General features: G+C 43.5%; 20 protein-coding genes. 14 read left to right on the top strand and 6 right to left on the bottom strand.

Going from position 1 to position 25,868, the window contains the following annotated elements:
• Positions 1-48: 48 nt before the first annotated feature.
• Positions 49-1,362 (bottom strand): ABC transporter substrate-binding protein, encoded by a 1,314-nt coding sequence (locus BLS69_RS09150; protein WP_091016368.1) that lies wholly within the window; start codon positions 1,360-1,362, stop codon positions 49-51.
• A gap of 206 nt (positions 1,363-1,568) precedes the next feature.
• Between BLS69_RS09150 and BLS69_RS09145 the strand changes: the two genes are divergently transcribed.
• From BLS69_RS09145 to BLS69_RS09135, 3 genes are all read left to right on the top strand, one after another.
• A complete protein-coding gene (locus BLS69_RS09145; protein ID WP_091030625.1) occupies positions 1,569-3,332 on the top strand; it encodes a sensor histidine kinase in 1,764 nt (587 codons plus the stop codon).
• A 16-nt stretch (positions 3,333-3,348) separates the two neighbouring features.
• Entirely contained in the window at positions 3,349-4,875 is a 1,527-nt protein-coding gene (locus BLS69_RS09140; RefSeq protein ID WP_091030623.1) for a response regulator transcription factor, read from the top strand.
• Between the two features lie 243 nt (positions 4,876-5,118).
• The gene (locus tag BLS69_RS09135; protein ID WP_256332262.1) at positions 5,119-7,104 is read left to right on the top strand and encodes a methyl-accepting chemotaxis protein; all 1,986 of its coding nucleotides are present in this window, start codon (positions 5,119-5,121) and stop codon (positions 7,102-7,104) included.
• 94 nt (positions 7,105-7,198) lie between these two features.
• Here BLS69_RS09135 and BLS69_RS09130 read toward each other — a convergent pair whose 3' ends face one another.
• Complete coding sequence (locus BLS69_RS09130) at positions 7,199-8,071, bottom strand: AraC family transcriptional regulator (protein WP_091030619.1); 873 nt, start codon at positions 8,069-8,071, stop codon at positions 7,199-7,201.
• A 245-nt stretch (positions 8,072-8,316) separates the two neighbouring features.
• On the opposite strand from BLS69_RS09130, the gene BLS69_RS09125 reads away from it, so the two are divergent.
• A complete protein-coding gene (locus BLS69_RS09125; protein ID WP_091030616.1) occupies positions 8,317-9,516 on the top strand; it encodes an MFS transporter in 1,200 nt (399 codons plus the stop codon).
• A gap of 215 nt (positions 9,517-9,731) precedes the next feature.
• Positions 9,732-10,487 carry a gamma-glutamyl-gamma-aminobutyrate hydrolase family protein gene (locus BLS69_RS09120; protein WP_091034911.1) on the top strand — a complete coding sequence of 252 codons (756 nt, stop codon included), beginning with the start codon at positions 9,732-9,734 and terminating at the stop codon, positions 10,485-10,487.
• 107 nt (positions 10,488-10,594) lie between these two features.
• Here BLS69_RS09120 and BLS69_RS09115 read toward each other — a convergent pair whose 3' ends face one another.
• Both BLS69_RS09115 and BLS69_RS09110 read right to left on the bottom strand, forming a co-directional pair.
• On the bottom strand, positions 10,595-12,919 hold the full coding sequence (locus BLS69_RS09115; protein WP_091030614.1) for an MMPL family transporter: 2,325 nt from the start codon (positions 12,917-12,919) through the stop codon (positions 10,595-10,597).
• A 20-nt stretch (positions 12,920-12,939) separates the two neighbouring features.
• Positions 12,940-13,587, bottom strand: coding sequence for a TetR/AcrR family transcriptional regulator (locus BLS69_RS09110; RefSeq protein ID WP_091030612.1), 648 nt, complete (start codon positions 13,585-13,587; stop codon positions 12,940-12,942).
• Between the two features lie 236 nt (positions 13,588-13,823).
• Between BLS69_RS09110 and BLS69_RS09105 the strand changes: the two genes are divergently transcribed.
• The 4 genes from BLS69_RS09105 to nspC all read left to right on the top strand — a co-directional run bounded on the left by BLS69_RS09105 (position 13,824) and on the right by nspC (position 19,500).
• Positions 13,824-14,717 (top strand): TetR/AcrR family transcriptional regulator, encoded by an 894-nt coding sequence (locus BLS69_RS09105; protein WP_091030609.1) that lies wholly within the window; start codon positions 13,824-13,826, stop codon positions 14,715-14,717.
• A 216-nt stretch (positions 14,718-14,933) separates the two neighbouring features.
• Positions 14,934-16,193 carry a cytochrome P450 family protein gene (locus BLS69_RS09100; RefSeq protein ID WP_091030607.1) on the top strand — a complete coding sequence of 420 codons (1,260 nt, stop codon included), beginning with the start codon at positions 14,934-14,936 and terminating at the stop codon, positions 16,191-16,193.
• 939 nt (positions 16,194-17,132) lie between these two features.
• The gene (locus BLS69_RS09090) at positions 17,133-18,371 is read left to right on the top strand and encodes a saccharopine dehydrogenase family protein (protein ID WP_017688530.1); all 1,239 of its coding nucleotides are present in this window, start codon (positions 17,133-17,135) and stop codon (positions 18,369-18,371) included.
• A gap of 1 nt (position 18,372) precedes the next feature.
• The gene (nspC, locus tag BLS69_RS09085; protein ID WP_091030605.1) at positions 18,373-19,500 is read left to right on the top strand and encodes a carboxynorspermidine decarboxylase; all 1,128 of its coding nucleotides are present in this window, start codon (positions 18,373-18,375) and stop codon (positions 19,498-19,500) included.
• 184 nt (positions 19,501-19,684) lie between these two features.
• Here the strand turns inward: nspC and BLS69_RS09080 are convergent, their stop codons facing one another.
• Positions 19,685-20,458 carry an SDR family NAD(P)-dependent oxidoreductase gene (locus tag BLS69_RS09080; protein WP_091030602.1) on the bottom strand — a complete coding sequence of 258 codons (774 nt, stop codon included), beginning with the start codon at positions 20,456-20,458 and terminating at the stop codon, positions 19,685-19,687.
• A gap of 111 nt (positions 20,459-20,569) precedes the next feature.
• Between BLS69_RS09080 and BLS69_RS09075 the strand changes: the two genes are divergently transcribed.
• Together BLS69_RS09075 and BLS69_RS09070 are read left to right on the top strand one after the other, a co-directional pair.
• On the top strand, positions 20,570-20,926 hold the full coding sequence (locus BLS69_RS09075; protein WP_091030600.1) for a MerR family transcriptional regulator: 357 nt from the start codon (positions 20,570-20,572) through the stop codon (positions 20,924-20,926).
• 90 nt (positions 20,927-21,016) lie between these two features.
• Positions 21,017-21,889, top strand: coding sequence for a YitT family protein (locus tag BLS69_RS09070; RefSeq protein WP_036670902.1), 873 nt, complete (start codon positions 21,017-21,019; stop codon positions 21,887-21,889).
• A 72-nt stretch (positions 21,890-21,961) separates the two neighbouring features.
• Here BLS69_RS09070 and BLS69_RS09065 read toward each other — a convergent pair whose 3' ends face one another.
• Positions 21,962-22,633 (bottom strand): cyclase family protein, encoded by a 672-nt coding sequence (locus tag BLS69_RS09065; RefSeq protein ID WP_091030598.1) that lies wholly within the window; start codon positions 22,631-22,633, stop codon positions 21,962-21,964.
• A gap of 166 nt (positions 22,634-22,799) precedes the next feature.
• Here BLS69_RS09065 and BLS69_RS09060 point away from each other — a divergent pair, with 166 nt between their 5' ends.
• From BLS69_RS09060 to BLS69_RS09050, 3 genes are all read left to right on the top strand, one after another.
• Positions 22,800-22,994 carry a hypothetical protein gene (locus BLS69_RS09060; protein WP_017688524.1) on the top strand — a complete coding sequence of 65 codons (195 nt, stop codon included), beginning with the start codon at positions 22,800-22,802 and terminating at the stop codon, positions 22,992-22,994.
• 216 nt (positions 22,995-23,210) lie between these two features.
• Entirely contained in the window at positions 23,211-24,344 is a 1,134-nt protein-coding gene (locus BLS69_RS09055; protein ID WP_091030596.1) for a serine hydrolase domain-containing protein, read from the top strand.
• Between the two features lie 302 nt (positions 24,345-24,646).
• The gene (locus BLS69_RS09050) at positions 24,647-25,789 is read left to right on the top strand and encodes a DUF4309 domain-containing protein (RefSeq protein WP_091030593.1); all 1,143 of its coding nucleotides are present in this window, start codon (positions 24,647-24,649) and stop codon (positions 25,787-25,789) included.
• Positions 25,790-25,868 lie beyond the last annotated feature (79 nt).

Below are 25,868 nucleotides of genomic sequence, written 5' to 3'. Positions count from 1 at the left end.
CCAGGCAGCATAACGGTCGATCTGTTATGCTGCCTTATATTTCACTCTTTAGAAACCTTCTACGCCTTTATCCTGCATCAGCTGACTGAACTTCTCATCCCAGGATTTCAGCACTTCTTCCGGTGACAATCCACCTGCAAATTGATCCTGCAACAATCGGTACAGTTCGCTGCGATCAACCAGCATGTATGCATCCGTTGTCAGCACGGTTTTCTTCGGCGTAATATAGTTGTCTACAATATCCTGCTTGTAAGCCGGCAATTCTGGTGTGGTGACGTCACTGAAATTGGATACGTATCCTTTGGAATCGACGATCTGTTGTGCGACATCCTTGGAAGCAATATAGTCCAGGAACTGTTTGGCTTCATCCAGATGTTTGGATTTCTTCGGAATGAACAGTTGTCCGCCCAGTGGACTTGCACCCAGACTGGCATTATCCGACGATGGAATCGGGAATACGCCCAGTTCCATATTTGGATCTTGCTCGGCAACGCCTTCAATTAACCAATCGCCCATAAACATCATGGCAACTTCCTTGTTCAGGAATTTACCTACGGCCATGTCATAGCTGTCGCTAAGCACATCCGTGTTGGTGTACCCTTTGGTGTAAATCTCATATTGTTGTTCCAGGAATGTTTTGAATTCCGGGATATCAGACCATTTTTTCTTATTACTGTTCAGCTCATCAAAAAAAGTCGGTTCATTTTTGGCTACAAAATCGGCAAAAGCTGCAGCAGGCCAGATATTGGCAGCCCAGGCATCTTTGTAAGGCATGAAGACAGGCGTAATGCCACTTGCTTTGATTTTTTCACAGATCGCCAGAAATTCTTCGTAGTTGGTTGGAATCGACAATCCGAGTTCTTCAAAGATTTGTTTGTTATAAACGACCCCTTGCATCCCCGTATCTTGGCTGACATGGAAGCTGTAGAGATGACCACCAGAAGAGAGGACGTCTTTGTTCACAATTCTGCTCGCCCAAGGCTCGTTATCCAGAATCTCGAAGTTACGTTCAAGGTTCAGGTCCGTGACTGCGCTCGCCAGATTGTACTGAATAATGTCAGGCGTTTCATCCACAGCCAGTTTGGTTTGCAGTACAGTTGTCGTTTGTTCCGCTGGAATCAGCTGCAAATTGACACGAATGTTCGTTTGTTTTTCGAATGCATCGAGAATGTCCTGCTGGATGAAGGCAGAGTCCTGAGAACTTTTAGAGATTGCCAGCTCCAATGTGACTTTGCCACTCTTGCTGTCCCCGCCAGCAGCTGTGCCGGAATCCGTACCTCCTGATCCACAAGCCGTTAATGAGACCGATAATAAACTGGCCAGAATAATAGAAAACGCCTTTTTTCTTTTTATTGTTTTCAATACAAATCCCCCTCTAAAACGTTTAGTGAATCCGTTTACAAGTCCGATTATAGATTCTTTTCTCGCCCCGGTACATGTCTGTGCTTGAACGTTGATGTGTAAAATCCTGAACTTGAAATCGCTATCATTTCATGAAGTACCGTGATAGAGTAGACATGAATGTAAGGGATTTCACATCATGTCAGAACAGGAGGGCATCTCTGAGAATGGCAAAGCTCATACATAAAGCAACTCAATTCAGTTTGCAGACAAAGGTGTTTTTGACATTTCTGGCTCTGCTTTTGTTCGTGCTGGGCTGTTTTATCGTTTATGTGAATGTGATCGTTGTCCGCCCGCTCAAACTGAAAACAGAGCAGGATACGCTCGTGACAGCTACGAAGGTAAGAGAGCAAGTTGATCTCTACGTAGAACAACAGAACCAGATGTCACAGCGAATATTATCCAGCAAAAATATATTTGCAGCCATGGACAAGAGCTCCTCAGCGCATAGTAATTATGAAAGGCTGAAGCAGATTCGGATCATCAAAGACATCATGTTTCAGGCCATCGGGCCGAGTATGAATATCAAGGACATGTCCATCTACGACAATCACGGGGTTCTCCTGACATCATATCTGGGTTTGGACAATCCTCCCGCAATCCTGAACACCATGATGGAGAGTAGTCAGATCGGACGAGATTGGACGGAAAGTGGTTTTGTTCTGCTGCGTCAAGACGATACGATCTCCTTTGTGCGCACGATCAATGATCAGAACGGCAAGGTGTACGGTTATCTTAGCATTCAGATGGAACAGGCCTATATACAGAATCTAACGGAGGGTATTACCGCTGGCGATGTCTATATTCTGAATCAACAAGGGGAGCAGATGACGAGCTCGGAAGCGGGGGTGACATTTACCAATTGGACAAAGCCTTCAGCAGACGAGGGGCTGGATGTGGATAAAAACGACAATTATATCACGCATTCCACTTCACCAAGTACAGGTTGGATCACGTATATCATAACGCCCAAAAAATCTGTCCTGGGTTCGATCCATTCGGTTCAGACGATGTCCATTCTGCTGATTACAGCACTGATGCTGGTTTCATTTGTGTATATATTCCTGTCGACGCGTAACCTGCTGCTGCCTATCCGCAAGCTCCGCGGTCAGATCTGGCGCATGAACTACAGCAATATGAATCTGAAAGTGGATGAAACGCCGAAGAATAATGATCTCTTATTGCTGAATGAAGCTTTTCAGGACCTGATGGAAAGACTGCAGCAATCCATTGACCGGGAAAAATCGGCGCTTCATGAGGAAGTAAAGGCTCGTAATTCGGCGCTGCAAGCCCAGATTGCTCCTCATTTTATTCATAACGTTCTATATCTGATCAGTATTGCTGCCCAAGAGGGGAAGACCAAAGTTGTATCGGATATGTGCAAACATCTTTCGGACAGTCTGCGTTATATTGTCTCTTCACCATACGCGCATGTGACTTTGGCTGAGGAGCTTCAACATACGAGACATTATCTGTCCCTTGTACAACAAAAGTACGAAGAGGATCTGGAGTGGGACATCCGTACAGACGAGCTGGCGAACGAAATCCGATTGCCACGGTTGGTCATTCAGCCGTTTGTGGAAAACTGCATTGAACATGCCTTTGCCAACACCGCGCCGCCTTGGCGTATCCAGATTACCGTGAAGCAATATAACGGATTATGGGCTTTGGAGATCAAAGATAATGGAGAGGGTTTTCCACCGGATAAGATCCAGGAGATTTTAGCCAATATTCAGGCATCGGGTTCTGGAATGAACCAGACTGCCGATGGTGGAACAGCCCTTGGTAACATGGGGATTATCAATAGTGTCAATCGACTCAAACTAATGTATAACAACCGGCTCTTCATTAATATATTTAACAATCATGCGGAAGAGCAACATGGAGCAACGATTCAAATCATCGGCTCACTGACAAAGGATTTTTACTAACTAGGAGGCATAGGCGATGTATAACGTTATGATCGTTGAGGATAGCAAACCGATATTACGTAATATTAAAATGCTCTTGGAAACGCTCAAATTCCCGATTCGTGTATCGGCTACGGCAACGAATGGAGAGGAAGCCTTGGCAGCGTTAAAGCAGGAACCGATTGATCTGCTGTTGACCGATATACGAATGCCGAAAATGGACGGACTGTCCCTGATTGAGCAAGCCAAGCTTGCCAACCCGGATCTGAAGGTCATTCTAATTAGCGGGTACAGCGATTTTGAATACACAAGAAAAGCATTGAACCTGCAAGTGTTTGACTATTTGTTAAAACCTGTCGAACGAGAGGCGCTTGAAGAAGTCATGGGTCGGGTAATTGACCAACTTGATCAACAGATGTCCAAGGAACTGCTGGATTTGCAGGAAATCATTCATCCCCAATGTGAGACTACGCCGAAACAGGGGGAGGAGTTTCCGCCTTTATTCAGCCAGATGATGATCATTATGAGCAAACAGCCTTTTACCGCAGGGCATGAACGATGGGTGGAGGTGGAACTTGAGGGTATAGTGCAGGATTTTTTTGCATTCCATCCTTGTCGTGTGTACACCAGTCAAACCCCATATCAATTTGTTGCTTTTGTTAACAAGAGTGCACTTGAGGTGTACTCTTCCGTACATGAATGTCTTGAATCGTTGCGACGGCATTTGGTTGCGCATGACATCGATGCGATCATTGGAGGACAACTTCTATTCGCTGAGTCTGGTAATCTGCCGGAGCTCTATCACCGCATGTCGTCCATTTTGTCTGAGCAGCAACGGTTGAAACAAGGAATAGTGTTGGATACCGGGAATCCGGTGTCGATGGCCAGATCCGAGACAGGCTGTCTGGATCCGGTGCAGGAATCTGCTTTTGTACGGATGATACAGGCTCGGCAGAAAGAACGGTTTGCTTTCAAGTTATCCCAATTGATGAATCGATGGGCAGAGGAAAATGTACATATGACCGAGGTGGAGCGGTTTATCGGATTGATTGTAGACACGTTTGCTCATCTGTACGAGGAACAGGGCTCGGGCATGAGATTGGGTCTGGAGCTTCGGTCAAGACAATTCGCCCATGCACAGTCCTATGCCGATTTTTGCCGGGGAATGACGGAATGGACGGGACAGTGCTTCGATATGCTGCAATCCCACGTTCGAAAAAGCAAGGCGATCCTGTTCGAACAGATTGACGATTACGTAAAACTAAATAAATACTCTCAATTGTCTATCAACGACATTGCCATGAAGTTTCACGTTAGCCCGTCGTATGTCAGCAGAGTGATCAAAAATGCAACGCAAATTACGTTTGTTCAGTATTACACCCAGCTTCGCATTCAGGAAGCCTGCAGACTGATGGAAAGTCAACCGGACATGAAGTTTAAGGAAGTTTCCGATTTGCTGTCGTTTAGCGATCAGCACTATTTCTCGAAGGTGTTCAAAGAGTATACGGGGCTAAGTCCTACGGATTATAAACAACAGATGTCTGGTATAAAGACCCAATCATAGTTAACAAACCCTTTTTACTTATGCTATAATACTAAACAAATACGGCTTGTTACTGAATTCATTCAGGCAATACCTATGTATATACATGCTCAAAGTTTCTTTGGGTGTGCATATATATGGGTTTTTTTGCGTTTACTGGCCGATTGATTCTACCAAAAATGAATAAAGAGAGGAAGATTGAAATTGAAAAAGGAAAAGAAAAAAAGGTCATTTTATAAGAGAGGAGGAGCCGGTTTACGATTAATGAGCACTAGACTCATTGCAGCTTTCCTCGCGGTACTTATTATCCCGACTGCACTTATCGGATACTTTTCGTATAATAGTGCCAAAGATCAGGTACAACAAAAAATGACAGATCCCATCAATACCATTTTAACCATGACAGGACAGCATATTAACAATCTGATAGGGGAAAAAGCAGCATTATTGAGTTATATAGACAGTATGTATGGCTCCACTCCCAGTCAGGCGAACAACGAAACAGTACAAGTAGGAATCGACCAATTAGCTGATACATATCCTGATCTTCTTGCCATCACTGTGGGCAGCGACCAAGGTGGTGTTATATCATCTCCAGCAATAGAAGATGTAACATATGATCCACGCAGCACAACATGGTACACCAATGGTATGAGTAACAATGGAGCACTCTTTTTTTCGAGTATTATGACAGATCCGGTATCCGGGAAGATTTATGTAGAAATTTCAAAGGCTCTTTCAAATCAACAAGGTGTAGCAAGTATTAAACTTGATCTGGAGCGATTAGCAAAAGAAATATCTTATGTGGATGTAGGAGGTAATGGGAGCCTGATTGTGGTTGACTCCAATCGAACCATCGCAGCTTGGTCTGGTGCCATTGTAAAAGGTGGGGGAGGAGAACTCGGCGGGGCGCTCATCGAGGGAATTCCAGTTCATCCAAATACGGCTTCAAGTTCCGATGAGCCGATGGCATTTTCTCAATTTGTCAGAACGGATCTGGCGTATGATCTAGAGGTATATAACGGTGTTAATGCTTTGACGGGGTGGAATGTCATTGCTTTGATGGGCCATGAAGACTTTATCGCCGCAGCGAAACCCATCATGGTATCGAGTCTAACCGTCATTGCTGTATCTGTATTAATTGCTGGAGTTATTATTTTCTTCATTCTGAGATCTTTTATTGTACCTATGCAAAAACTGAGAAAGGCAACCCGCAGCGTAAGCGAAGGGAATCTGTCCGAACGTGTTAATCTTAAAACCGAGAACGAATTCGGTATATTGGCAAATGATTTTGACCAAATGACCAGTTCCCTTCAATCGGTGGTTGCTGAACTTCATCAGACGTCATCGTTGTTAAGCCGCTCTTCCCAAATGATTCAGGAAAGTACACAACAAACCACCCAATCGGTTCAACATGTGGCTGAAACCATGCAGCAGACTGCGGAATCAGCTATCGTTGGGGCGGAAAATTCGGAACAAACCGCAAATGCCGTAGAAGAGATGGCGAGAGGCATCAGTACAATTGCAGAATCTGCGAGTGCCATCGTTGATTCGGCTGAAGAGACGGAGCGCGCTGTTGCTAATGGTGGGAAAACCATAAACCAGGTCGGAGAACAAATGGAACATATTCTCGGAGCTGTTGAAGAAACCTCAGCATTGATTAATGAGCTGTCCAGTCTGTCCGCCGAAGCCAATCGAATGAATGAAGCGATTGCGGATATCTCTCGGCAAACCAACCTTCTATCACTGAATGCCTCTATTGAAGCATCAAGAGCAGGAGAACACGGTAAAGGTTTTGCTGTCGTTGCTGGTGAGGTGCGCACGTTATCCATGCAATCCAAACAGAGTGCGGACGACATTGGTGCTACCATTGGCAAAATGCTCGATCTGATTGCAAAATCCACGTCCCTTATGAATGATAAAGTTCGCAATCAAGTTGGTGAGGGAATGCGGATCAGCCAAGAAGCTTCCGCAACCATATCCAACATTGAACAATATACAGCTCATATCGTGGATCAAATTCAGGATATTTCCGCTGTCTCCGAACAGTTGTCAGCCAGTACGGAAGAAGTTTCGGCTACAGTTGCCGCGATGAGTCATATCTCTAAAGTGTCGGCTGACAGTGCTCAGACAACTTCAGCAGCAGCCCAACAGCAAATGGCGGCAATGGAGGAGATATCGGCATCATCTGCACAGCTATCCAAAACAGCTGAGAACATGCAAGAATTGGTTCGCCGCTTTAAGCTCTAGAGTAGAAGTGAGGAAATGTGTAAAGAAATATGTAAAGAGATATGTAAAGCACCAGGCGCTCCCCTAATGGAGCGCCTTTTTGCATGTAGTAAGATTAGTAAGAATGTGACGCCTCATCCCCGAACATATCCTTTTGATTCTTTTTTCGGAAACTTCGTGGTGATTCACCAACCGTTTTGCTAAATAAAATTGTAAAGTAATTGGGGTTATCGTAACCGACCAGTTTGGCGATTTCCCATATTTTTTTGTTAGTTGAAACTAATAATCGGGTGGCTTCACCCATTCTTCGTTGAATCAGGTAATGATAAGGAGAAGTGCCATAGTGATTTTTATACATATGAATTAAGTAATAGAAATCGATATGAAATTGATCTGCCAATTCTTTGAGTTTAATGTTCTGCCGATAGTTAGTATCCAAATAGTCTTTAATGCTCTCAGCAAGGGTATTGCTCCCAACGCTCTCCCCACTAGGAAGCTGTTGACGGGACTGCCGATCGATGATTAGAAGTATTGCTTTCAGCACATGCCCAGAGATAGACTCATAACCATGTTCCCGGATTGAAAATTCATTGAAGAGGGTCTGCATTAACGAATGGAGCTCATCGGAATATCGGTTTGCTCGAATGATCGGATTGTTAGAGGGAGGAATGACCCAATCCTGAAGGGTCTGGGTGCCTTCTGTAAAACGAAAGCCACAATAAAAAGTGGATAACGGGAATTCAGGATTGGACTTCTCCTCGTGAAGAGTACCCTTGTTATATATGAGCATGTCCCCTTTTTGAGCCCAGTGTTTGATGCCGTCAATGGTGAACAATCCTTTGCCTTCAGTTACGTAGATAATCTCATGCAGATCGTCATGTTTATGCGTCGGAAAACTCCAATGGGGATTGTCGGCCAGTTTTCCTACATAAATAATGGTGCAATCTCGATTTGGATGCAGTTGGCCGAATTCGTGGTGTGTATTCATCTATGTCTTCCCTTCAGAATCTGTATTGAAAGTCTGTGTTGAAATGACAACATATATAATGTTTTGCAATAAAACCACAACAACCTTGATTGTCGCCATGGTATATCTGACAGTACAATTTCACTATCCAAAATGTACTATATATCGAAAGTGAAGGGATGGGAAAGCAGAAAATACATGAATTAATGATCGTAGACAGAATTGAAGCGCTTGCAACAATAGAAAGGATTAGTGAGTATTGATTTATGACTAGAAATAGAGAGAACCTACTTATTTTAACGCTTACGCTCGTTAGTTTTGTACTGGGAACAACCGAGTATGTCATCGTGGGTGTGTTGAAGGAAATTGAAAGTTACATGAAAGTATCACTTGCTGCCGCGGGTATGCTTGTCTCCGGTTTTGCGATTGCATACGCAGTGGGTACACCATTTGCCGTGGCCTTCTTGGCCAAAATATCCAGAAGAAGTTCCATATTGATTGGATTTGCAATCGTGTTGGCATTAAATCTATTGACCGTGTTCTCAACAACGTTCTCTTCTCTGATGGCCATTCGCATCGTTTCGGCCGTTGCTTGTGGACTTACGATATCACTTTCGATCTCAATCGTAAGTGACGCAGTGAACCGGGAGCGAAGAGGGGAAGCTATCGCTTGGATTTTGGGCGGATTTTCAATCGCTAATGTGTTAGGTGTTCCGCTCGGTACATTTATCGGACAACATCTGAGCTGGTCCATGACGTTTGTTGTTACGGCGTGTATAGGTGTTGTACCGCTGCTGTTCATGTTCCGTATTCTGCCACGCCAAACAACTACGATTGTCGGTTCGTTCAGTGATCAGATGTCTCTCTTTGTGAAGCCGCGCATATTGCTTGCCTGTCTGATCCCTGTACTGGGAAACAGTTGTATTTTCGTGATTTTTACATACATTACACCACTCCTAAGTGAGACAATGGGTGTGCCTGTACAATGGATAAGTGCCATACTTCTGATCTATGGTGCCTGCAGCATCCTGAGTAACTGGATTGGTGCCAAAATAGCGAAGGGTGACTTCCTGCCCAAGCTCAAGCGGCTTTTTGTAATTCAAGCCATCCTCTTCCTAGGAATGAGTTTTACCGTTTCTAATGTGTGGATGGGCTTGGCATTCCTGTTCCTGATTGGATGTCTGTCATCCTCCATGAGCGCGGCATCCCAGCTATATTTGTTTGATGTGTCAGGATCGATCGCGCCGGGGTCCAAAGCATTTGCATCTACACTCCTGCCTGTGGCGGCCAATGTAGGTATAGCGCTAGGCTCTGGTGTCGGGGGAATTGCCGTCAATATGGGTGGTGTCCAGTGGGTGCCTCCAGTTGCTGTGATGCTTGCCTTGCTGGCTTTTGTCGTTACCCTGATATGCCAGCGTTCCATCCAAGTAAATTCAGACGAAACAACCACTGTAAAAGCAGCCTAGATGAGATGATGTTTAAACCAAACGGATGAATGCATATATATGGGATTGGAACTACAAACAAAGTTGCTGTTATGCGGCTTTGTTTGTTTTTTTAGTTTTCCAGCATTCGGGATGAAACGGGTTCGTAGATGATAGAGGTAGGATAATGCAATAATTCAGTGAATTTATAAATGAAGAGATCTGATAAAATGAATGAAAAGCTGGGAGGTAAAGCCATGAAAAAGCCCATGATCGGTGTACTGCCTTTATATGATACTGACAAAAAAAGTTACTGGATGCTTCCAGAATATATGAACGCGATAGAAGGAGCAGGTGGGATTCCAATTATGCTGCCTTTGACAACGGATACCGAGATCATAGCAACGCTGGCTAATCAGTTCGATGGGTTCCTGTTCACGGGGGGACATGATCTCAATCCTGAGCTGTATCATGAGCATGCAGAGGTTACCTGTGGAGAGTTGTGTATTGAGCGCGATATGATGGAATCGATATTATTACAAAAGGTAATTGAGCTTGATAAGCCTGCCTTTGGCATATGCCGTGGACTACAGCTATTTAACGTTATTTTGGGTGGAACGTTGTATCAAGACATTCCGACTAGTCTTCAACTTCATGGGAACAAGTTCGTTAATCATAAGCAAAGTCCGCCGTATACGAATCTTGTACATAATGTACATATTGAGAAAAATAATATCCTATACGATATTTTGCTAACAGATACGATAAAAGTGAACAGTTATCACCATCAGGGAATCAAGGTGTTGTCGGATAAGTTAACTGCCGTGGCAGTCGCTGAAGATGGACTCGTAGAATCCGTGGTCATGCCAAACCGTTCATTTGTTTTGGCAGTGCAGTGGCATCCAGAGTACAGCTACAAAGTAGATGACTATAGTCAAACGTTATTTGCGGCGTTTGTTAATGCTTCTAAATCCCCGTCCTATACTATCCATATTGAAGACATAACCGCATAAAATGTGAAAAAGAAAAAAGACCTCCTGTTTATAAAAACAGAGGAGGTCTTTGTATTGGTGAATGTAGTCGTGATATTAATCGTGGTATCACCATTCTATTGGAATGATTATTTTAATCCAGACTTCGTGTTGGCATGCTCTTCAGCATTCAGGGAAGCAATCAGCTTCTCGCCTTCAACATCCAGGTTTGGCAGAATGCGATCCAGCCATTTTGGAAGTGCCCAAGCTTTGTCTCCGAAAATAGCCATGATGGCAGGGACCAAGCCCATACGGATGATGAAAGCATCAATCAGAATGCCTACAGCCAAAGTGAAACCAATCTGCTTGATCATGACATCATCAGTGAAGATAAATCCTGCAAATACAGAGACCATAATCACTGCTGCGGCAACAACCACGCGACTTACCTGATTGTATCCATGAACAACGGATTCGGTCCCGCGATGACCATGCACATAGGATTCCCGCATGGAGCTAACAAGGAAGACTTGATAGTCCATCGCCAGGCCATACAGGATACCTGTCACGATGATCGGCATAAAGCTCAGCAGCGGGCCGCCTGTATCGAAACCAAAGAGCGAATGCAGCCAGCCCCATTGGAATACAGCAGTTGTGATCCCGAATGTAGCCAGGATACTAAGCAGGAAACCAATCGTTGCTTTGATGGGAACGATGATCGAACGGAAAACGAGTAACAGGATGATCAGCGAGAGCAAGATTATGATACCTACATAAATAGGGAACACCTGCGCCAGTTTGGCTGACATATCGATGTTTACAGCTGTAAGTCCAGTAACTCCAAGTTTCACATCATAGGTCTGTGCGATGCTGGAATCAGCCGCGCGTAGATCAGTGACCAGTGTTTTAGTGAGATTATCGTTAGGACCCGTTTTTGGAATGAGACTGAAAATAGCTAAATCTTCTGTCATACCAAGCGGTGTGACTTGTGCAACGTTATTCTGTCCTTGGAGTTCCATCACCAGACCGCCCAAGAGTTCCGGTGTAACTTTTGCGGATGATTGATTAGGCTCTGCGACCAGAATAAGTGGCCCGTTAAATCCTTCTCCGAAGCCTTCGGAGATGGCATCATAGCTTTGTCTTGCTGTTGTATCCAGATTCGCTGAGGAAGCGCCAGGGATACCCATTTCCATTTTGGTAATCGGCGTCGCGGCAAAACCAAGAATGACGATGATGGCGATAATGGTAGCCCAACGATTTTTGATAACGAATTTCACCCATCTGTCCGCGACTCCGCGGCTAGTGGATTTAGGATGTTTCGTGCTTTTCTCACGAGCTTTGGCGGAACAGATGCGTTCTCCTACCAATCCGAGTAAAGCTGGCAACAGGGTTAAAGCAACGAATACGTTGATGAGTACGGTGGCAGCTGCGACCAAAGCCATCGTAGACAAGAATGTGAGACCGATGACAAGCATACCGCACAGTGCAATAATGACGGTTAATCCGGCAAAAAACACTGCGCTGCCTGATGTGCCAATGGCTCTTGCTGTTGCTTCTTTTGCACTCAAGCCCTGATCAATAATCATTCGACGTTGACGATTAACAATGAAGAGAGCGTAATCGATTCCGACAGCCAATCCAACCATGAGAGCTAGGACGGAAGTGACACTAGGCATTTCGATGAATTTGGAGATGGAGAACGCACCACCAACTCCAATGGCAACACCGAGGAGTGCAGTGATCAGAGGTAGACCTGCTGCAACAACGGAGCCAAGGGTGATCAGCAATACAATGACAGCAATGACCAGTCCGACAATCTCTGCCGAGCCGACTCCAATCGATACCGTTTTGAGCGTTTCGCCCGGTAGCACCTTAATATTGGTTCCTTGCTCTACCGTCATAACAGATTGAATAACGGAATCAAATACATCCTGTGTTATGGCAGACTGCTCAATTGTAAATTGGAACTGGAACAGTGCAATGCTGCCGTCCGAAGAGATCAGCATTCCAGGTACAGGAACACCATCCACCATTAAAGGTCCATAGGGAGGAGGCGTGGTTGTTGCGGATTGCGCCATATCAGTAGCCTGAGCATTCTGAGCCATTTCCGCCTGAGCACCCGAATTACCTGCTTCAGCTGCATAGTCCGCAGGGTTAATGACTTTGTCTAATCCGTAAACTTCATTAACACCTTTCATCATGGCCGCCAAACGTTCAGGCGTATCCAAACGCTCGTTGTCTGGAGCTTTGAACACAACACTTCCTTGACCGCCGGAGGCGGCTGGCAGTTCTTTTGCCAATTGATCCAAAACCTTCTGTGACTCTGTGCCTTCAATCTTCATTTCAGAACTGATGTGAATACCATTGATGCTGATCATGGAGATGACAATTCCCAGAATTAAAACCCAGCCAATGATGAAGTAGGCAGGTTTGCTAAAAGCGGTTTTCCCCACTCTGTATAATAATGTAGACATTTCTCTATTTTACACTCCCTCTATGATGAATGTGGATGGTTGGCATGTTCGAATCCTGCCCGTAAATGATTAAACGTGGTTTCCAAAAATTGATCGAAGGTTAAAGCGCCGGGCTTGGTATCTTCAGTAATGACTTGTCCGGGCAGCAACACATTGAGTCTTCCATCAATTAATGGCAGTATCGATCCATATAGTGCGTTAATCAGAAGATAAGTATAGATCTCGTCATATTTCCCGTTAGATAAGTCTAATAAGGTATCTTGTGCCTGCGTCTGCATCCGGTGCATGGCTCCAAGGTAATGCGGTTCAAGCACAGGATAAGTCTGGGATAGTGAGAGCAGCTGATGAAGCCTTCCAATTAGTTCTGTTGTAAGCTGCATCTTGATCAGGTTATACAGTACGTCAAGCAAGGAGACGTTGTCGGGCATTTCGGTAAGTAACTCTTCGAGTTCCGTTGTATTCTGAACGGATATTGCACCTCTTGCTACGGCTTCCTCTTTACATGTGAAGTAGTTTGCAAATGTTCTACGTGAACAACCCACCTGATGCACGATATCTTCGACCGTAAAGCCATCAAGCCCATGTTCAAGGGTAAGTTCAAATGCAGCACCAGCAAGTGCTTTTTCAGTGGCTTCTTTCTTCAAATGTCGCAAGTTTCTTTTAATCATTATTCTCCGCTTATGCGTTCACCTCCAACACCAATGACTATGGTTTAATTCTTTTTAAGAAGAGCACACTTACTGAATATGCACTTTGTGAGGTTTATCATATCAACAAGTTGCCCATTGTGCAAATTTACTCATTGTGCAATTATTTTATATGACGGCTATAGTGCGAATCAATACTTCAACTCCTGAGGAATGAGTGTTAAAATCAATAGAAAAACTTGGGGCGATAACGAGACATGAGTAGTCGTAAACAAAGTTTATTGGAAACAGCACTTGCACTATTTTTAGAGCATAGCTATGCAAATACAACAATCCAGATGATCCTGGATCAATCAGGTGTATCCAAAGGCACATTCTACAAATTCTTCAGTTCCAAAGAAGACTGTTTATATTCGATTATTGATCAGCGCATGCAAGAGGATGTTTTCATTCGCAAAGAACTTGAACAAAATCACTATACATCGGATTATGATCTGCTCGTAGACCAGATTGCAATTCCTATGTCTGTACCTAATAAAGAGCGAGTATGGGAATTATATTGGACGGGCTTTTATTCCGGGGAGATCAACTCAGCCAAACTGGCTACAGTTCACCTAAAATGGCTGTCCACACGCCTGATTCAGGTGTACGGGAACGACATTAGCTTATATGCCAACGAAGGGGCAATATTGTGCTATGGCATATTACATCAGATTGCCAACACATCAAGAAGTCTAAATACGCAAAAACCGGTATGGAGCGAAGTGGTTCCAAAAGTACTAACGTACATTGAAGTGATCCTAAGAACAATGCACCAGAGAAATGAACATATTTTCGACTTTCAGTCTCTCTATTTCCTGAATGCCGATGAGCGTAACCATGATATGGGTCTGGACATCGATAATGTATTGATCGAATTTGATGAGTTCAACAACCGTGTTCAAAAATCCAAGGAATCTGCAGCATTGAAGCAACTTTCGAAGGGGCTTTTAGCGTTATTACAGGATCAAGAGGATTTAAATATTCCTGTAATCGAAGTGGTACTTCAAGCGTTTCACAAAGAGTACAAGTCCAGTGCGTTTCAATCGGAAGCCAATAGAGTGACCGAAGCCTGTTGGTGGTATTTGGAACTGGTGAAACAACGTAATTAATATGGGGGTTGGCTAATAGCCGACCTCTTTTTTATACTTTTTATGCTTGTAATTATCAATATTATACTAATCGTATATAAATGAAATATTGTTATAACAGTTGTTTACTGCCGTTAAATTTATGATATTTGAAAATAAATAGACGATTAGTATATAATCGAAATGAACATATATTTCCATAGATTTGAATAACTTCACTTCGAAAGGAAGATTATAATGAATCATTCGAATAACCAGACCTCAGAAAAAGTAGAATTTAATTTATTTAGCGAAGAAAATAGTAAAGATCCATTTGCCATGTTTGCACAGATGCGTGCCAAAGGTTCCGTTGTTCCTATACCTAATCCAATGGGTGGAGCAGGGCGAACCTGGATTGTAACTCGGATGGACGTTGCCATGGAAGTGCTGAAAGATCACTCTCGATTTACGGTAGATATGAACTCTATTGATAGTGGCAATGATATTCGAAAGAATCTCTCAGGCGAGCTTGGTTCGTCGGAACCCCAGACTTTTTTTACCGGAAAGTCGATGCTCTTTGTTGATGAACCGGATCATCGTAGACTGCGTAGCCTGGTTTCCAAAGCGTTCACTCCAAGATATATGGAAAGCCTGCGTCCACGCGTCCAGGAAATTGCCGATGAGTTGATTGACCAATTCGAAGGAAAAGGAGAGATGGATCTTGTAAAAGACTATGCCTATCCTTTCCCAATCAACGTTATTTCCGAGATGTTGGGTATACCTCAGGAAGACCGACCTCAGATCCATGTATGGTCTGAAGCCATTGCAAAAGGTCTTGGTTTTGGTAAACAGGACCCTGCAGTAGCGCAGCACTTGCGATCATTTGCAGAGTACACCTCACAGCTTGTGGCGAACAAACGAGTAGAACCTTCAGATGACCTCATCAGTCAATTAATTGCGATTGAGGAGGAGGGGGATCGATTGAATGAAGATGAATTAATATCCATGATCACGTTATTAATATTTGCTGGACATGAGACAACGTCCAATCTGATTGCAACCGGCTCTTATCTTCTTCTGACACATCCCGAACAACTGAAACAACTGAAACAAGATCTGAATCTGGTTCCTTCTGCGGTGGAGGAGTTGTTACGATATAACGGACCCGCCACTTCTTCAGGTCCTCGTTATGCAACACAGGACACGGAGTTGGATGGACAATTGATTCAAAAAGGAGATGTTGTGATTCCCCTCCTGAAATCAGCAAATCGGGACGAACAGCAATTCACTGATCCGGAAGAATTGGATATTGAACGCAAAATAAAACGGCATTTGGCCTTTGGACACGGCATCCATATGTGTCTTGGCGCTCCTCTTGCTCGTGTGGAGGGGGACGTGGCGTTTACTACGCTTTTACGTCGACTACCGGATCTTCAGCTCAGCATTCCTCAGGAAGAGATTCATTGGCACTCTGCTTTGTCATCACAAGGATTGGCATCGTTGCCTGTTGAATTTTAATAGATAAACTTAGTGTGACTCACTGGAGTATGACGAAATGTCGTCATACTCTTTATTTGTATTGATGATAGAATGGAACGAATAGAGGTTAGCCGTGTCATTGAACGATCCTTAATGTGAAGGATAAAATGAGTACATAATTTTTTGTTGTAGAGGTAACTATATGAATAAAGATGAGTTTTTTATGCATAAAGCCATTGAGATTGCTCTGCAAGCTCGCAAAGAAGGAAACGAACCATTCGGCCCATGATCAATTAGCGGAAATTGCTGGTGGCAACATCATGATCGCGTGTGAAGGAGTATTTGACAAAAGTCCTCAAAAGCCTGAAGTAACAGGGGAATTACTTAATACAGAGGGCTTGAAAGTCTTCGAGGGATATCAATTTCATTCCAAGTCGTAATCTGCTCAAAAAAATAATTTTTGATAATTGCTTGATTTTTTTTTCAACGTCTGATAGTGTAAGACCTGTGATTTTGGGAAGTTAATTTATCAATATGAATTAGAGCTTTCCAGCAGATAATTTTGACCACTTCACCAGGAAGTTAAGGCCATACGGACAGCCGGGTCAAACGCCGATTGGCAACTTACGTTGCTTTATTGATTGAGTTCAAAGCTCAAATTTTATAAGTTGGTTACTTTACAACCAGTGCAATTGCACATCAACTTGTGAAACGGTCAATAAGAGTGGTAAAGGCGAATTATTTGCTATATAGACTCTGATCCAATATTGATATACATGAAGGAGCTTTCCGCCAAAGGAGTTCTTGTGAACTTTTTTGGTCATGGAGACTTCACGTCTTTTTTATGATGTATATCGATAAGCAAGTGTGATGATGCGCGATTGCGGGCATTTTTCACCTTGCTTTTTTTGTTGTCTTGTTGTTGTCATCGTATTAAACCAATAAAAAAAAATACATATTGGGATAGGAGAATGTAAAATGGGAAAAGCACTAATCATCGGCGCCGGCGGCGTTGCTTCCGTGGCAGTACACAAATGCGTTCAAAACAGCGAAGTTTTTGAGGAAATCTGCATCGCGAGTCGTACAAAATCCAAATGTGATGAGCTCAAAGCCAAGCTGGACGGCGGAAAAACAAAAATCACGACAGCACAAGTAGATGCTGATAATGTTGACGAACTGATCGCTCTGATCAACGAAGTTAAACCGGATATCGTAATGAACCTTGCTTTGCCGTATCAAGATCTGACAATCATGGATGCTTGCCTTGCAACTAAAACAAATTACATGGACACAGCAAACTATGAGCCACATGATACAGCGAAGTTTGAATACAGCTGGCAATGGGATTACAAAGAGCGTTTTGAACAAGCAGGCATCACTGCATTGCTCGGTAGTGGATTTGACCCAGGCGTGACAGGCGTATTCTCCGCTTATGCCCTGAAGCACTACTTTGACGAAATTGAGTACATCGACATTTTGGACTGCAATGGCGGCGACCATGGTTATCCGTTCGCAACCAACTTCAACCCTGAGATCAACATTCGCGAAGTATCTGCGAATGGAAGATACTGGGAGAATGGTGAATGGATCGAAACGAAACCGATGGAAATCAAACGTGTCTACGACTTCAAAGAAGTTGGCGAGAAAGACATGTACCTGTTGTACCATGAGGAACTGGAATCTTTGGCAAAAAACATGCCAGGTCTTAAACGTATCCGTTTCTTCATGACATTTGGTCAAAGCTACCTGACTCACTTGAAAGCTCTTGAAAATGTAGGCATGACTTCAATCGAGCCTATTGAATATGAAGGTAAACAAATTATTCCACTGCAATTCCTGAAAGCAGTACTGCCTGATCCAGCATCCCTTGGACCACGTACTGTAGGTAAAACAAACATCGGTTGTATTTTCAAAGGTAAAAAAGATGGTCAAGACAAAACATATTATGTATACAATATCTGTGATCACCAAGAGTGTTACAAAGAAGTGGGTTCCCAAGCGATCTCTTACACAACAGGCGTTCCAGCTATGATCGGTGCAGCAATGGTCATGACAGGCAAATGGAACAAACCAGGCGTATACAATGTAGAAGAGTTCAACCCAGATCCATTCATGGAAGAGTTGAACAAATGGGGTCTCCCATGGGTAGAAGACTTCAACCCGGTACTCGTTGATGAGCTGCCAGAAGAAGTTAAAGAATCGGAGCTTGTTCGTTAAAATGCGGTTCGAGCAATTACCGACCCCATGTTTTGTTGTTGACGAGGCGCTTATCGAGAGAAACCTGGAAATCCTGAACGGTGTTATGCAGCGTACAGGTGCCAAAATCGTACTCGCTCAAAAAGCATTCTCCATGACTGCGATGTATCCACTGATTGGAGAATACCTGAGCGGCGCTACGGCGAGTGGTTTGTATGAAGCACGCCTGGGCCACGAGGAAATGGGCAAAGAGAACCATGTCTTTGCTCCGGCATATCGCGCAGAAGAGATCGACGAGATTCTCTCCATCTGCGACCATATTATTTTTAATTCTTTTTCACAGCTTGCAAAATTCAAGGATAAGGCGCTTCAAGCTGGCCGTAAGGTCGGCTTGCGCGTTAATCCTGAATGCTCTACTCAAGAAGGACACGAGATCTACGATCCGTGTTCTCCGGGTTCGCGTTTTGGCGCGAAACAAGAGGATTTCCAAGCAGATCTGTTGGAAGGTGTCTCCGGACTGCACTTCCACACACTGTGTCAGCAAAATTCCGACGATCTGGAGACTACGTTGAACGCAGTAGTTGAGAAGTTCGGACAATGGCTGCCGCAAATGGAATGGATCAACTTCGGTGGTGGACACCATATCACACGTGAAGATTATGATATTCCAAGGTTGGAAGCTTGCATCAAACGTATGCAGAACGACTATGGCCTGGAAGTATATCTGGAGCCGGGAGAAGCTGTTGCGCTGAACGCGGGTTATCTGGTAACTTCTGTACTGGACTTCCATAAAAACGGTATGGACATCGCCATTCTGGATACTTCAGCTACATGCCATATGCCGGATGTGCTTGAAATGCCATATCGCCCGCCGCTGATCGGTTCGGGAGAAGTGGGCGAGAAGGCCCATCTGTATCGCCTTGGTGGACAAACCTGTCTATCCGGTGACGTGATTGGGGATTATTCATTCGATCAGCCTTTGCAAGAAGGCGACCGTCTGGTATTCGAGGACATGGCGATTTACTCCATGGTGAAAACCAATACGTTCAACGGCATGCCGCTACCAGCGATTGCAGTCAAAAGAAAAGACGGCGATTGCGAAGTTGTCCGTGAATTCGGATATCAGGATTTCAAAATGAGGCTGGCATAATTACTTCATTATATAGTAAACATTAATATAGAATTGAAAATAAAACAAAGAAGGGAACCTGGAGACAGGTTCCCTTTTTTACGTTAACTGATGTTTAATGATTAGATTTAATGATGTTTATCAGTGAGGTTAGATGAATGTTTACCGGTATTGAGCCGACTTAGCTTCGACTTCAGTTTTCGGGTTAATTTTGTGGTTTCGAGGCTGCTCTTGCTGCATATGGAAAGATCGGTTCTCTGAGCTTAAAGTCATACGTCAACCCATCCACAATGCCGACTACACTTTCACTGTCATACAACTCCAGCAAAAAACCAGCCATTTGTTCTGCCGTATGGAATTTGGGAACTCTGCCCTCATATTCAAACTCCTCTACATTAAAGGAATGTTTCGCAAATTCCGTCTCGGTTGCAGCCGGAGCGAGCACTTTGGCTTGCATTGCTGCGTTCTTGCCTTTCAACTCTTGCGCAAGCCCTTCCGTAAACGCACTTACATAGAACTTAGTTGCACAGTAGGTTACTGCATCGGCTACAATCGTATATCCACCACCAGAGGAGATATTAATGATCTGTGTGCCATCAACATTTGCATAATCACGTACATACAGGGAAGAAAGAATCGTAAGAGCTTCTATATTTAGATGAAGCATCTGCTCAATTTTGGGCAGGTGTTGTTCGCCCACGGAAGCAAAATTCCCGAATCCGGCGTTGTTAATCCACGTCTCAATGGAGTAAGCTTGAAGACTCTCATAGAAATCATGCACATTAGTTGCAATGGACAGATCCACTGTACGAATGACAACATCCAGATCAGGATTGATTTCAGCTACTTTTGCTTTTAATTTGTCTAATTCATCGGTTCTGCGTGCTGCCAGGATCATATTTTTGCCACGAGCTGCAAAAGCTAAAGCCGCTTCATATCCAATGCCCGAACTGGCACCGGTAATCACTGTGTATTTCATGGGAATTCCTCCTGGATCTGATTTCATTTTTTATTGTGATGTGACCACGAGTTGATTATACTGATTAGAGCTTACTCTAAGTCAAGCGGGAAAATGGAGGGGAGGTTAACCATGCATACCATTGGTGAAGTGGCAGAATTACTCCATATCAGTGCACATACGTTGCGTTATTATGAGAAGGAACAGATTGTAACTCCTCTCCGAGATGCGAGTGGAGACAGGCGGTACAACGAGTCACACCTGAAATGGCTGCAATTTGTAATTAAATTAAAAGAGACTCAGATGCCCATTGCTACCATTAAGAAGTATGCGTCCTTGTTTCAGGAAGGGGAGCATACGGCGGCGGATCGTTTGAAGTTACTGGAGGAGCATAAAGAGTCGATTCAAAAACAGATGCACATACTTAACACAGCAGATGAGATGCTTGAGCATAAAATTTCGTCGTATCGGACGCTCATCGGACAATGAACTAACACACACAAATGACGATCTATTGCCAAAACAGTGATTTTTATTATAGACTGTTTTTTATCGGTTGTTCATCAAGGGGGAAATGCAATGCATCAAAACAGAAAACAAAAGTCAAACAAGTTAAAGATTCTCTCCAAAGTATTATTGATTATCATTGGGGGATTTATAACGGCATATGGTCTCGAAGCCATATTGATCCCGAATAATGTCTCAGATGGTGGTGTCACAGGTCTGAGTATCGTAGGATCACAGCTGTTCGGATTACCACTGGGGATGCTCATCGGGATTATTAACATTCCATTTGTGTGGCTCGGGTACAAGCAAATCGGAAAAAGCTTTGCGTTATATTCGATCATCGGTATTGCTTCACTCGCAATCAGCACCAGTCTGATGCACCATGTACCAACCATCATTGAAGGTGATACCTTGCTTGTTACGGTTGTCGGCGGGATTATTATCGGTTTTGGTATGGGACTTGCATTACGTAATGGTGGCGCATTGGATGGCATAGATATGCTGGCTGTACTCCTTTCGCGAAAAGTACCTTTTGGAACCAGTGATCTCATTCTGTTCCTCAACATGTTTGTATTTATTGTCGTTTCTACCGTGTTTGGTCTGCAAGGCGCGATCTTGTCAGGACTTGCGTATTTCATTGCTTCTAAAGTAATACATATTGTTGAAGAGGGCTTGAGCGGCTCCAAAACGTTTAAAATTATTACGAATCAACCTGAGATTATGGTTGAAACTATTCGTGACCGTCTAGGTCGTGGTGCAACGTACACTGAGGCGTACGGTGGCTATTCTAATGAACAGTTCAAGGAAATCACTTGTGTCATTAACCGGATGGAAGAGAGTAAAATTAAAGATATCATTCACGAAATTGACCCAACTGCCTTTGTAGTCGTATATGATGTAGCTGAAGTCAGAGGTGGTAATTTCAAAAAGAAAGATATTCACTAACATACAAAAACGCGCTGACAGGAGAAATACTCTTGCCAGCGCGTTTTTGTTTAACTTGTGTAAATAAATAAATCAAGCTTCCGTAAAAACTGTACTGAAGCTACTGTCAACACCTTCAATATACAATGGCACAGCATAGATCTTTTCAATTTCAGATAAATCATGGTTTAAATTCATATCCTCAATAAGCAGAATAAACTTGCCATCCACCCGCCCTTTCCCGAGCATAATCTGATGAAAAGTGATAGCTTCATCCACATGAATCACAGAGCCCGAAGAGATCATATCCATCCCAACTGCTCGCAATGAATCAAAAACCATCAGGTAATTTGCAGCATCCGCTGCAAACCCTGGGTTATGATCACTGTAACGAACAGGGTCAGATGACCGAAAATTTCCAAAACCTGTACGTATAAGCAGTAGATCAGAGCCAGCGATCTGGTGTTCATACGGCTCCAGGTCCGCTTTGGTAATAAGTTCATCATCATCTTTGGGAATATCCAGGATGGTTGGATGAGTAAAGATAAAGTAGTCTATTGGAATCTCGCTTATTTTTAGACCTTGCGGATTGAAATGCCAAGGCCCGTCAATATGAGTTCCATTATGGTCGAGAGATGTGATGATAAATTGGTTATACAGATCTCCTTGATCTATGCTGGACTGCTGCTGAATCTCAACAGGAGGGTTATCTTTATAAACGGGAGTATTTACACTAAGAGGATAGGACAAGAGGATCCGCTTCATCTGTTGTTCTCTCCTTTATGTCACACAGTTTCTATATAACGTTTGGTGAATGTATGGACTCATATTATGAAAGGAATCGGTATTTCATGCATAAGTACAGCTCTCTTATGGAAAACTTCTATAGTGCGAATACAGTGCATGATTTCATGTATGGGAGGTTAGCATAGTGACAAAACAAGACCCGCAAGAGCTTTTGAAGCAAAAACACGAGCTGGATGAACAAAAAAGACAGTTCACTAATTTTTCGCGGAATATTTCTGGTCATGGTGAGGTTGAAGCTGGTCAAGAGTTCAGTGTTGACCGGGTACCAGATGATCAAAACCGTATGAAATCGGTTGAGAACAGACGCGGCGAAGTCTAAAACGTTACAACTTAAGCCGATCCTTTCATGGATCGGTTTATTCGTGTGGAGCAGTGTGATGAACAAAGAATATGTATTGTAATTGCACATAGTAGAGTATATAGGTGGTGGTCAATCGTTGTAAAAGGTCGTATATTATTAATATGTCGATTGTGGGATTGAATATGGACCACATCGCAATATGATAAACGATTTTACATAGAAGGACGGGAAAAAATGGATTTTAAACCGCTTGCTTCATTTATTGACCGCATTACATCCTGGCGTATACCGTGGGCAGAGGTGCTGGTGATGCATCGAAATGATACCGTTTTCCATTATCGTAATGGTTACGCCAATCTGGAGGAGAAAACGCCCATTGGTGATGGAGCGATCTTCAATCTATACTCCATGACCAAAATCATGACCTGCGTTGCAGGCTTGCAACTGGTGGAAAGAGGCGAAATGCTGTTAAGTGATCCACTGTCCGATTATCTGCCAGAGTATGCTGATATGACCGTGAAGAAAACGATGGCGAACGGAGAGATTCGGCTGGAAAAGGCGACAAGAGCCATTACAGTGCGCGATTTGTTCACCATGACCGCCGGGTTCTCCTATGACGTGGGTAGTCCAAGCATACAGGAAGCTGTCAAAAGAACCGACGGAACATTGCCGACACGTGACTTCGCGAGAGCGCTTGCAAAAGAACCGTTGCTGTTTGAACCAGGAACACACTGGAATTACAGCATGTGCCATGATGTGCTGGGAGCCTTGATTGAAGTGGTCAGTGGTAAAAGCTTTGGTACGTATCTCCGGGACGAAATCACCGGACCACTGGGTATGAGTGATACAGCGTTTAATCTGAACGATGAGCAGCAGAAGCGCCTGATTCCGCAGTATGCTTATAATGATGAGCTTGAAAAGGCTGTACGTATGGATGGTAATGGATTCCGTGTGGGTACCGAGCTGGAGAGCGGCGGTGCTGGGTTATTGTCAACCGTTAGTGATTATGCACGTTTTCTGAACGCACTTACTGGGCTTGGTACAAGTCCTGAAGGTGTACGCATTTTGTCACAAGCTTCAGTGGAACTGATGCGAACGGATCACCTGAACGAGATGACTCGCGGTGATTATTCGTGGGATCATATGTATGGATACGGCTATGGACTAGGTGTTCGTACACATATCTCCAAAGCAGGCAGTGGTTCGCTGAGCCCACTGGGTGAATTTGGATGGAGTGGTGCTGCTGGTTGTATGGCCATTATTGATCCGGATTCAGAGCTTACGGTCATGTATGCCCAGCATCTGCTCAACAGTCAGGAACCATATGTTCAACGACGCTTACGTAATGTGGTATACTCCTGCCTATAACTCATATCGTATTCGTAGTTACTTGAAGAGCCGCTATATTAGCGGCTTTTTTATGTTATATAGATCGAAAACTATTGATTTAGATTGTTATATATTTCTTTATTAGAAAGGGTATGTTATCATTCTTAGGAAAATAGTACTAGTAGGAGGATATGCTTATTGAACATTAACTTATATTAATTACATAGCTTGATCAAGATTAGGACTCTAGCAAGTACCTGTTTGAAAGTTGAGATTGTATACGATTTAAAATTAGAAAAGAGCTGCTAGATTTTATTTTTTTACTAAAAGGAGAGTCAACGATGATACACCCTAAACACAACGCAAAATGGGCTTCTCTGGCCTTACTTACCTTAATCGGCTATGTTCTGAGCGCATTGCTCCTGCTACCAACTAATGCCGCTGCCAAAGGAGAGCAAATCTCTGCCAAACAGCTCGCAAGTATGAGCCGGCTTTCATTTACACTTCGTGATGCCAAGCAAACGGCTTACACCGTTTATATTTTCGCTTATGATGAACAGAAGAGCACGCTGACCGAAGAAAATGGTTGGACAAACAATAAAAAAGGCGACAAGAGTTATTCAGGAACGTATCGTGCAGCCTTGCTGAAAAAAGGTGCAGCATACGGAACAGTCCAAGCAGCAAAACTGGATCTGAATACGATTATTTTGCCTCAAACCTGGAACTTCGTTGTGAAGAGTAAAGAGGCTAGTACACCAGACATGCTGATGATTACCGATTGGGGAACTTCTAATTTTAATGAAGTGAAAACCTATATTGTTCGTTCCGGGGAATTGCGCCGTGTAACATATGTTGATAATAAGGGTAAAAAAATCGACGATTCCTACTCTGCAAGCAGAGATGATGGAATTCGTACTCTTTCAGGTGCCCGTGTACAGTTCAAAAATTACAACAACCTGCAATTTGTCTATGGAGTTAATACGTTTAAGCTGAATGTGAACAAATTGGAATTGCGTTTGGAAGATACGCGTAACCTCCGTTCAAAAGCTTGGCCGAACTCGGGTGTTGGCGATCGCGCTTACCTGAAAAGCTTGAAGGATGCTGCTTTAAAGGGTGCATTACCAGGCCGGACGGACATCAAGATTGGCATGACGCTTCAAAATGCGCAAAAAAAGCTGGGGAAACCAACCTCTCGTTCAAATGAGGAATGGGGAGCGTTCTATTATTATTCTAAATTCGGCGTCGGATTTGATTCATACATGCACGAGCTTACCAATAAATCACGTATTGCCGTTTTTGATTTGTACAATGAGAAGCAGAATCTGTCACCATGGAATGTGAAAATATGGATGGGGAAACCTTCCTCAGAGTATTACAATGAAGTCGTTGGTGGTTATGAGATGGTATACCAATTGGGTAATCACGCCATTGTATTCAATTATGAGGAAGAAGAGGACTTGATTGACTTTACGAGTATATATTAAGCTATAACATCGCAAGAAACAAAAGTGTGTCGTATTCTTATTTACAAAAAAAGCCGCTAAATAGCGGCTTTTTTGATTT

The sequence above is a fragment of the Paenibacillus sp. CF095 genome, from assembly GCF_900101225.1.
Taxonomy (GTDB): Bacteria; Bacillota; Bacilli; order Paenibacillales; family Paenibacillaceae; genus Paenibacillus.
Note: the sequence above shows the minus strand (reverse complement) of the source record. Positions and strands in the feature narration are given on the sequence as shown.

Coding starts and splice junctions, on each gene's coding strand:
- BLS69_RS09055 (WP_091030596.1), top strand. CDS start 23,211: ATGGATTTTAAACCGCTTGCTTCATTTATTGACCGCATTACATCCTGG.
- BLS69_RS09090 (WP_017688530.1), top strand. CDS start 17,133: ATGGGAAAAGCACTAATCATCGGCGCCGGCGGCGTTGCTTCCGTGGCA.
- BLS69_RS09100 (WP_091030607.1), top strand. CDS start 14,934: ATGAATCATTCGAATAACCAGACCTCAGAAAAAGTAGAATTTAATTTA.
- BLS69_RS09075 (WP_091030600.1), top strand. CDS start 20,570: ATGCATACCATTGGTGAAGTGGCAGAATTACTCCATATCAGTGCACAT.
- BLS69_RS09065 (WP_091030598.1), bottom strand. CDS start 22,633: ATGAAGCGGATCCTCTTGTCCTATCCTCTTAGTGTAAATACTCCCGTT.
- BLS69_RS09050 (WP_091030593.1), top strand. CDS start 24,647: ATGATACACCCTAAACACAACGCAAAATGGGCTTCTCTGGCCTTACTT.
- BLS69_RS09130 (WP_091030619.1), bottom strand. CDS start 8,071: ATGAATACACACCACGAATTCGGCCAACTGCATCCAAATCGAGATTGC.
- BLS69_RS09110 (WP_091030612.1), bottom strand. CDS start 13,587: ATGATTAAAAGAAACTTGCGACATTTGAAGAAAGAAGCCACTGAAAAA.
- BLS69_RS09115 (WP_091030614.1), bottom strand. CDS start 12,919: ATGTCTACATTATTATACAGAGTGGGGAAAACCGCTTTTAGCAAACCT.
- BLS69_RS09105 (WP_091030609.1), top strand. CDS start 13,824: ATGAGTAGTCGTAAACAAAGTTTATTGGAAACAGCACTTGCACTATTT.
- BLS69_RS09080 (WP_091030602.1), bottom strand. CDS start 20,458: ATGAAATACACAGTGATTACCGGTGCCAGTTCGGGCATTGGATATGAA.
- BLS69_RS09125 (WP_091030616.1), top strand. CDS start 8,317: ATGACTAGAAATAGAGAGAACCTACTTATTTTAACGCTTACGCTCGTT.
- BLS69_RS09140 (WP_091030623.1), top strand. CDS start 3,349: ATGTATAACGTTATGATCGTTGAGGATAGCAAACCGATATTACGTAAT.
- BLS69_RS09145 (WP_091030625.1), top strand. CDS start 1,569: ATGGCAAAGCTCATACATAAAGCAACTCAATTCAGTTTGCAGACAAAG.
- BLS69_RS09120 (WP_091034911.1), top strand. CDS start 9,732: ATGAAAAAGCCCATGATCGGTGTACTGCCTTTATATGATACTGACAAA.
- nspC (WP_091030605.1), top strand. CDS start 18,373: ATGCGGTTCGAGCAATTACCGACCCCATGTTTTGTTGTTGACGAGGCG.
- BLS69_RS09070 (WP_036670902.1), top strand. CDS start 21,017: ATGCATCAAAACAGAAAACAAAAGTCAAACAAGTTAAAGATTCTCTCC.
- BLS69_RS09135 (WP_256332262.1), top strand. CDS start 5,119: ATGAGCACTAGACTCATTGCAGCTTTCCTCGCGGTACTTATTATCCCG.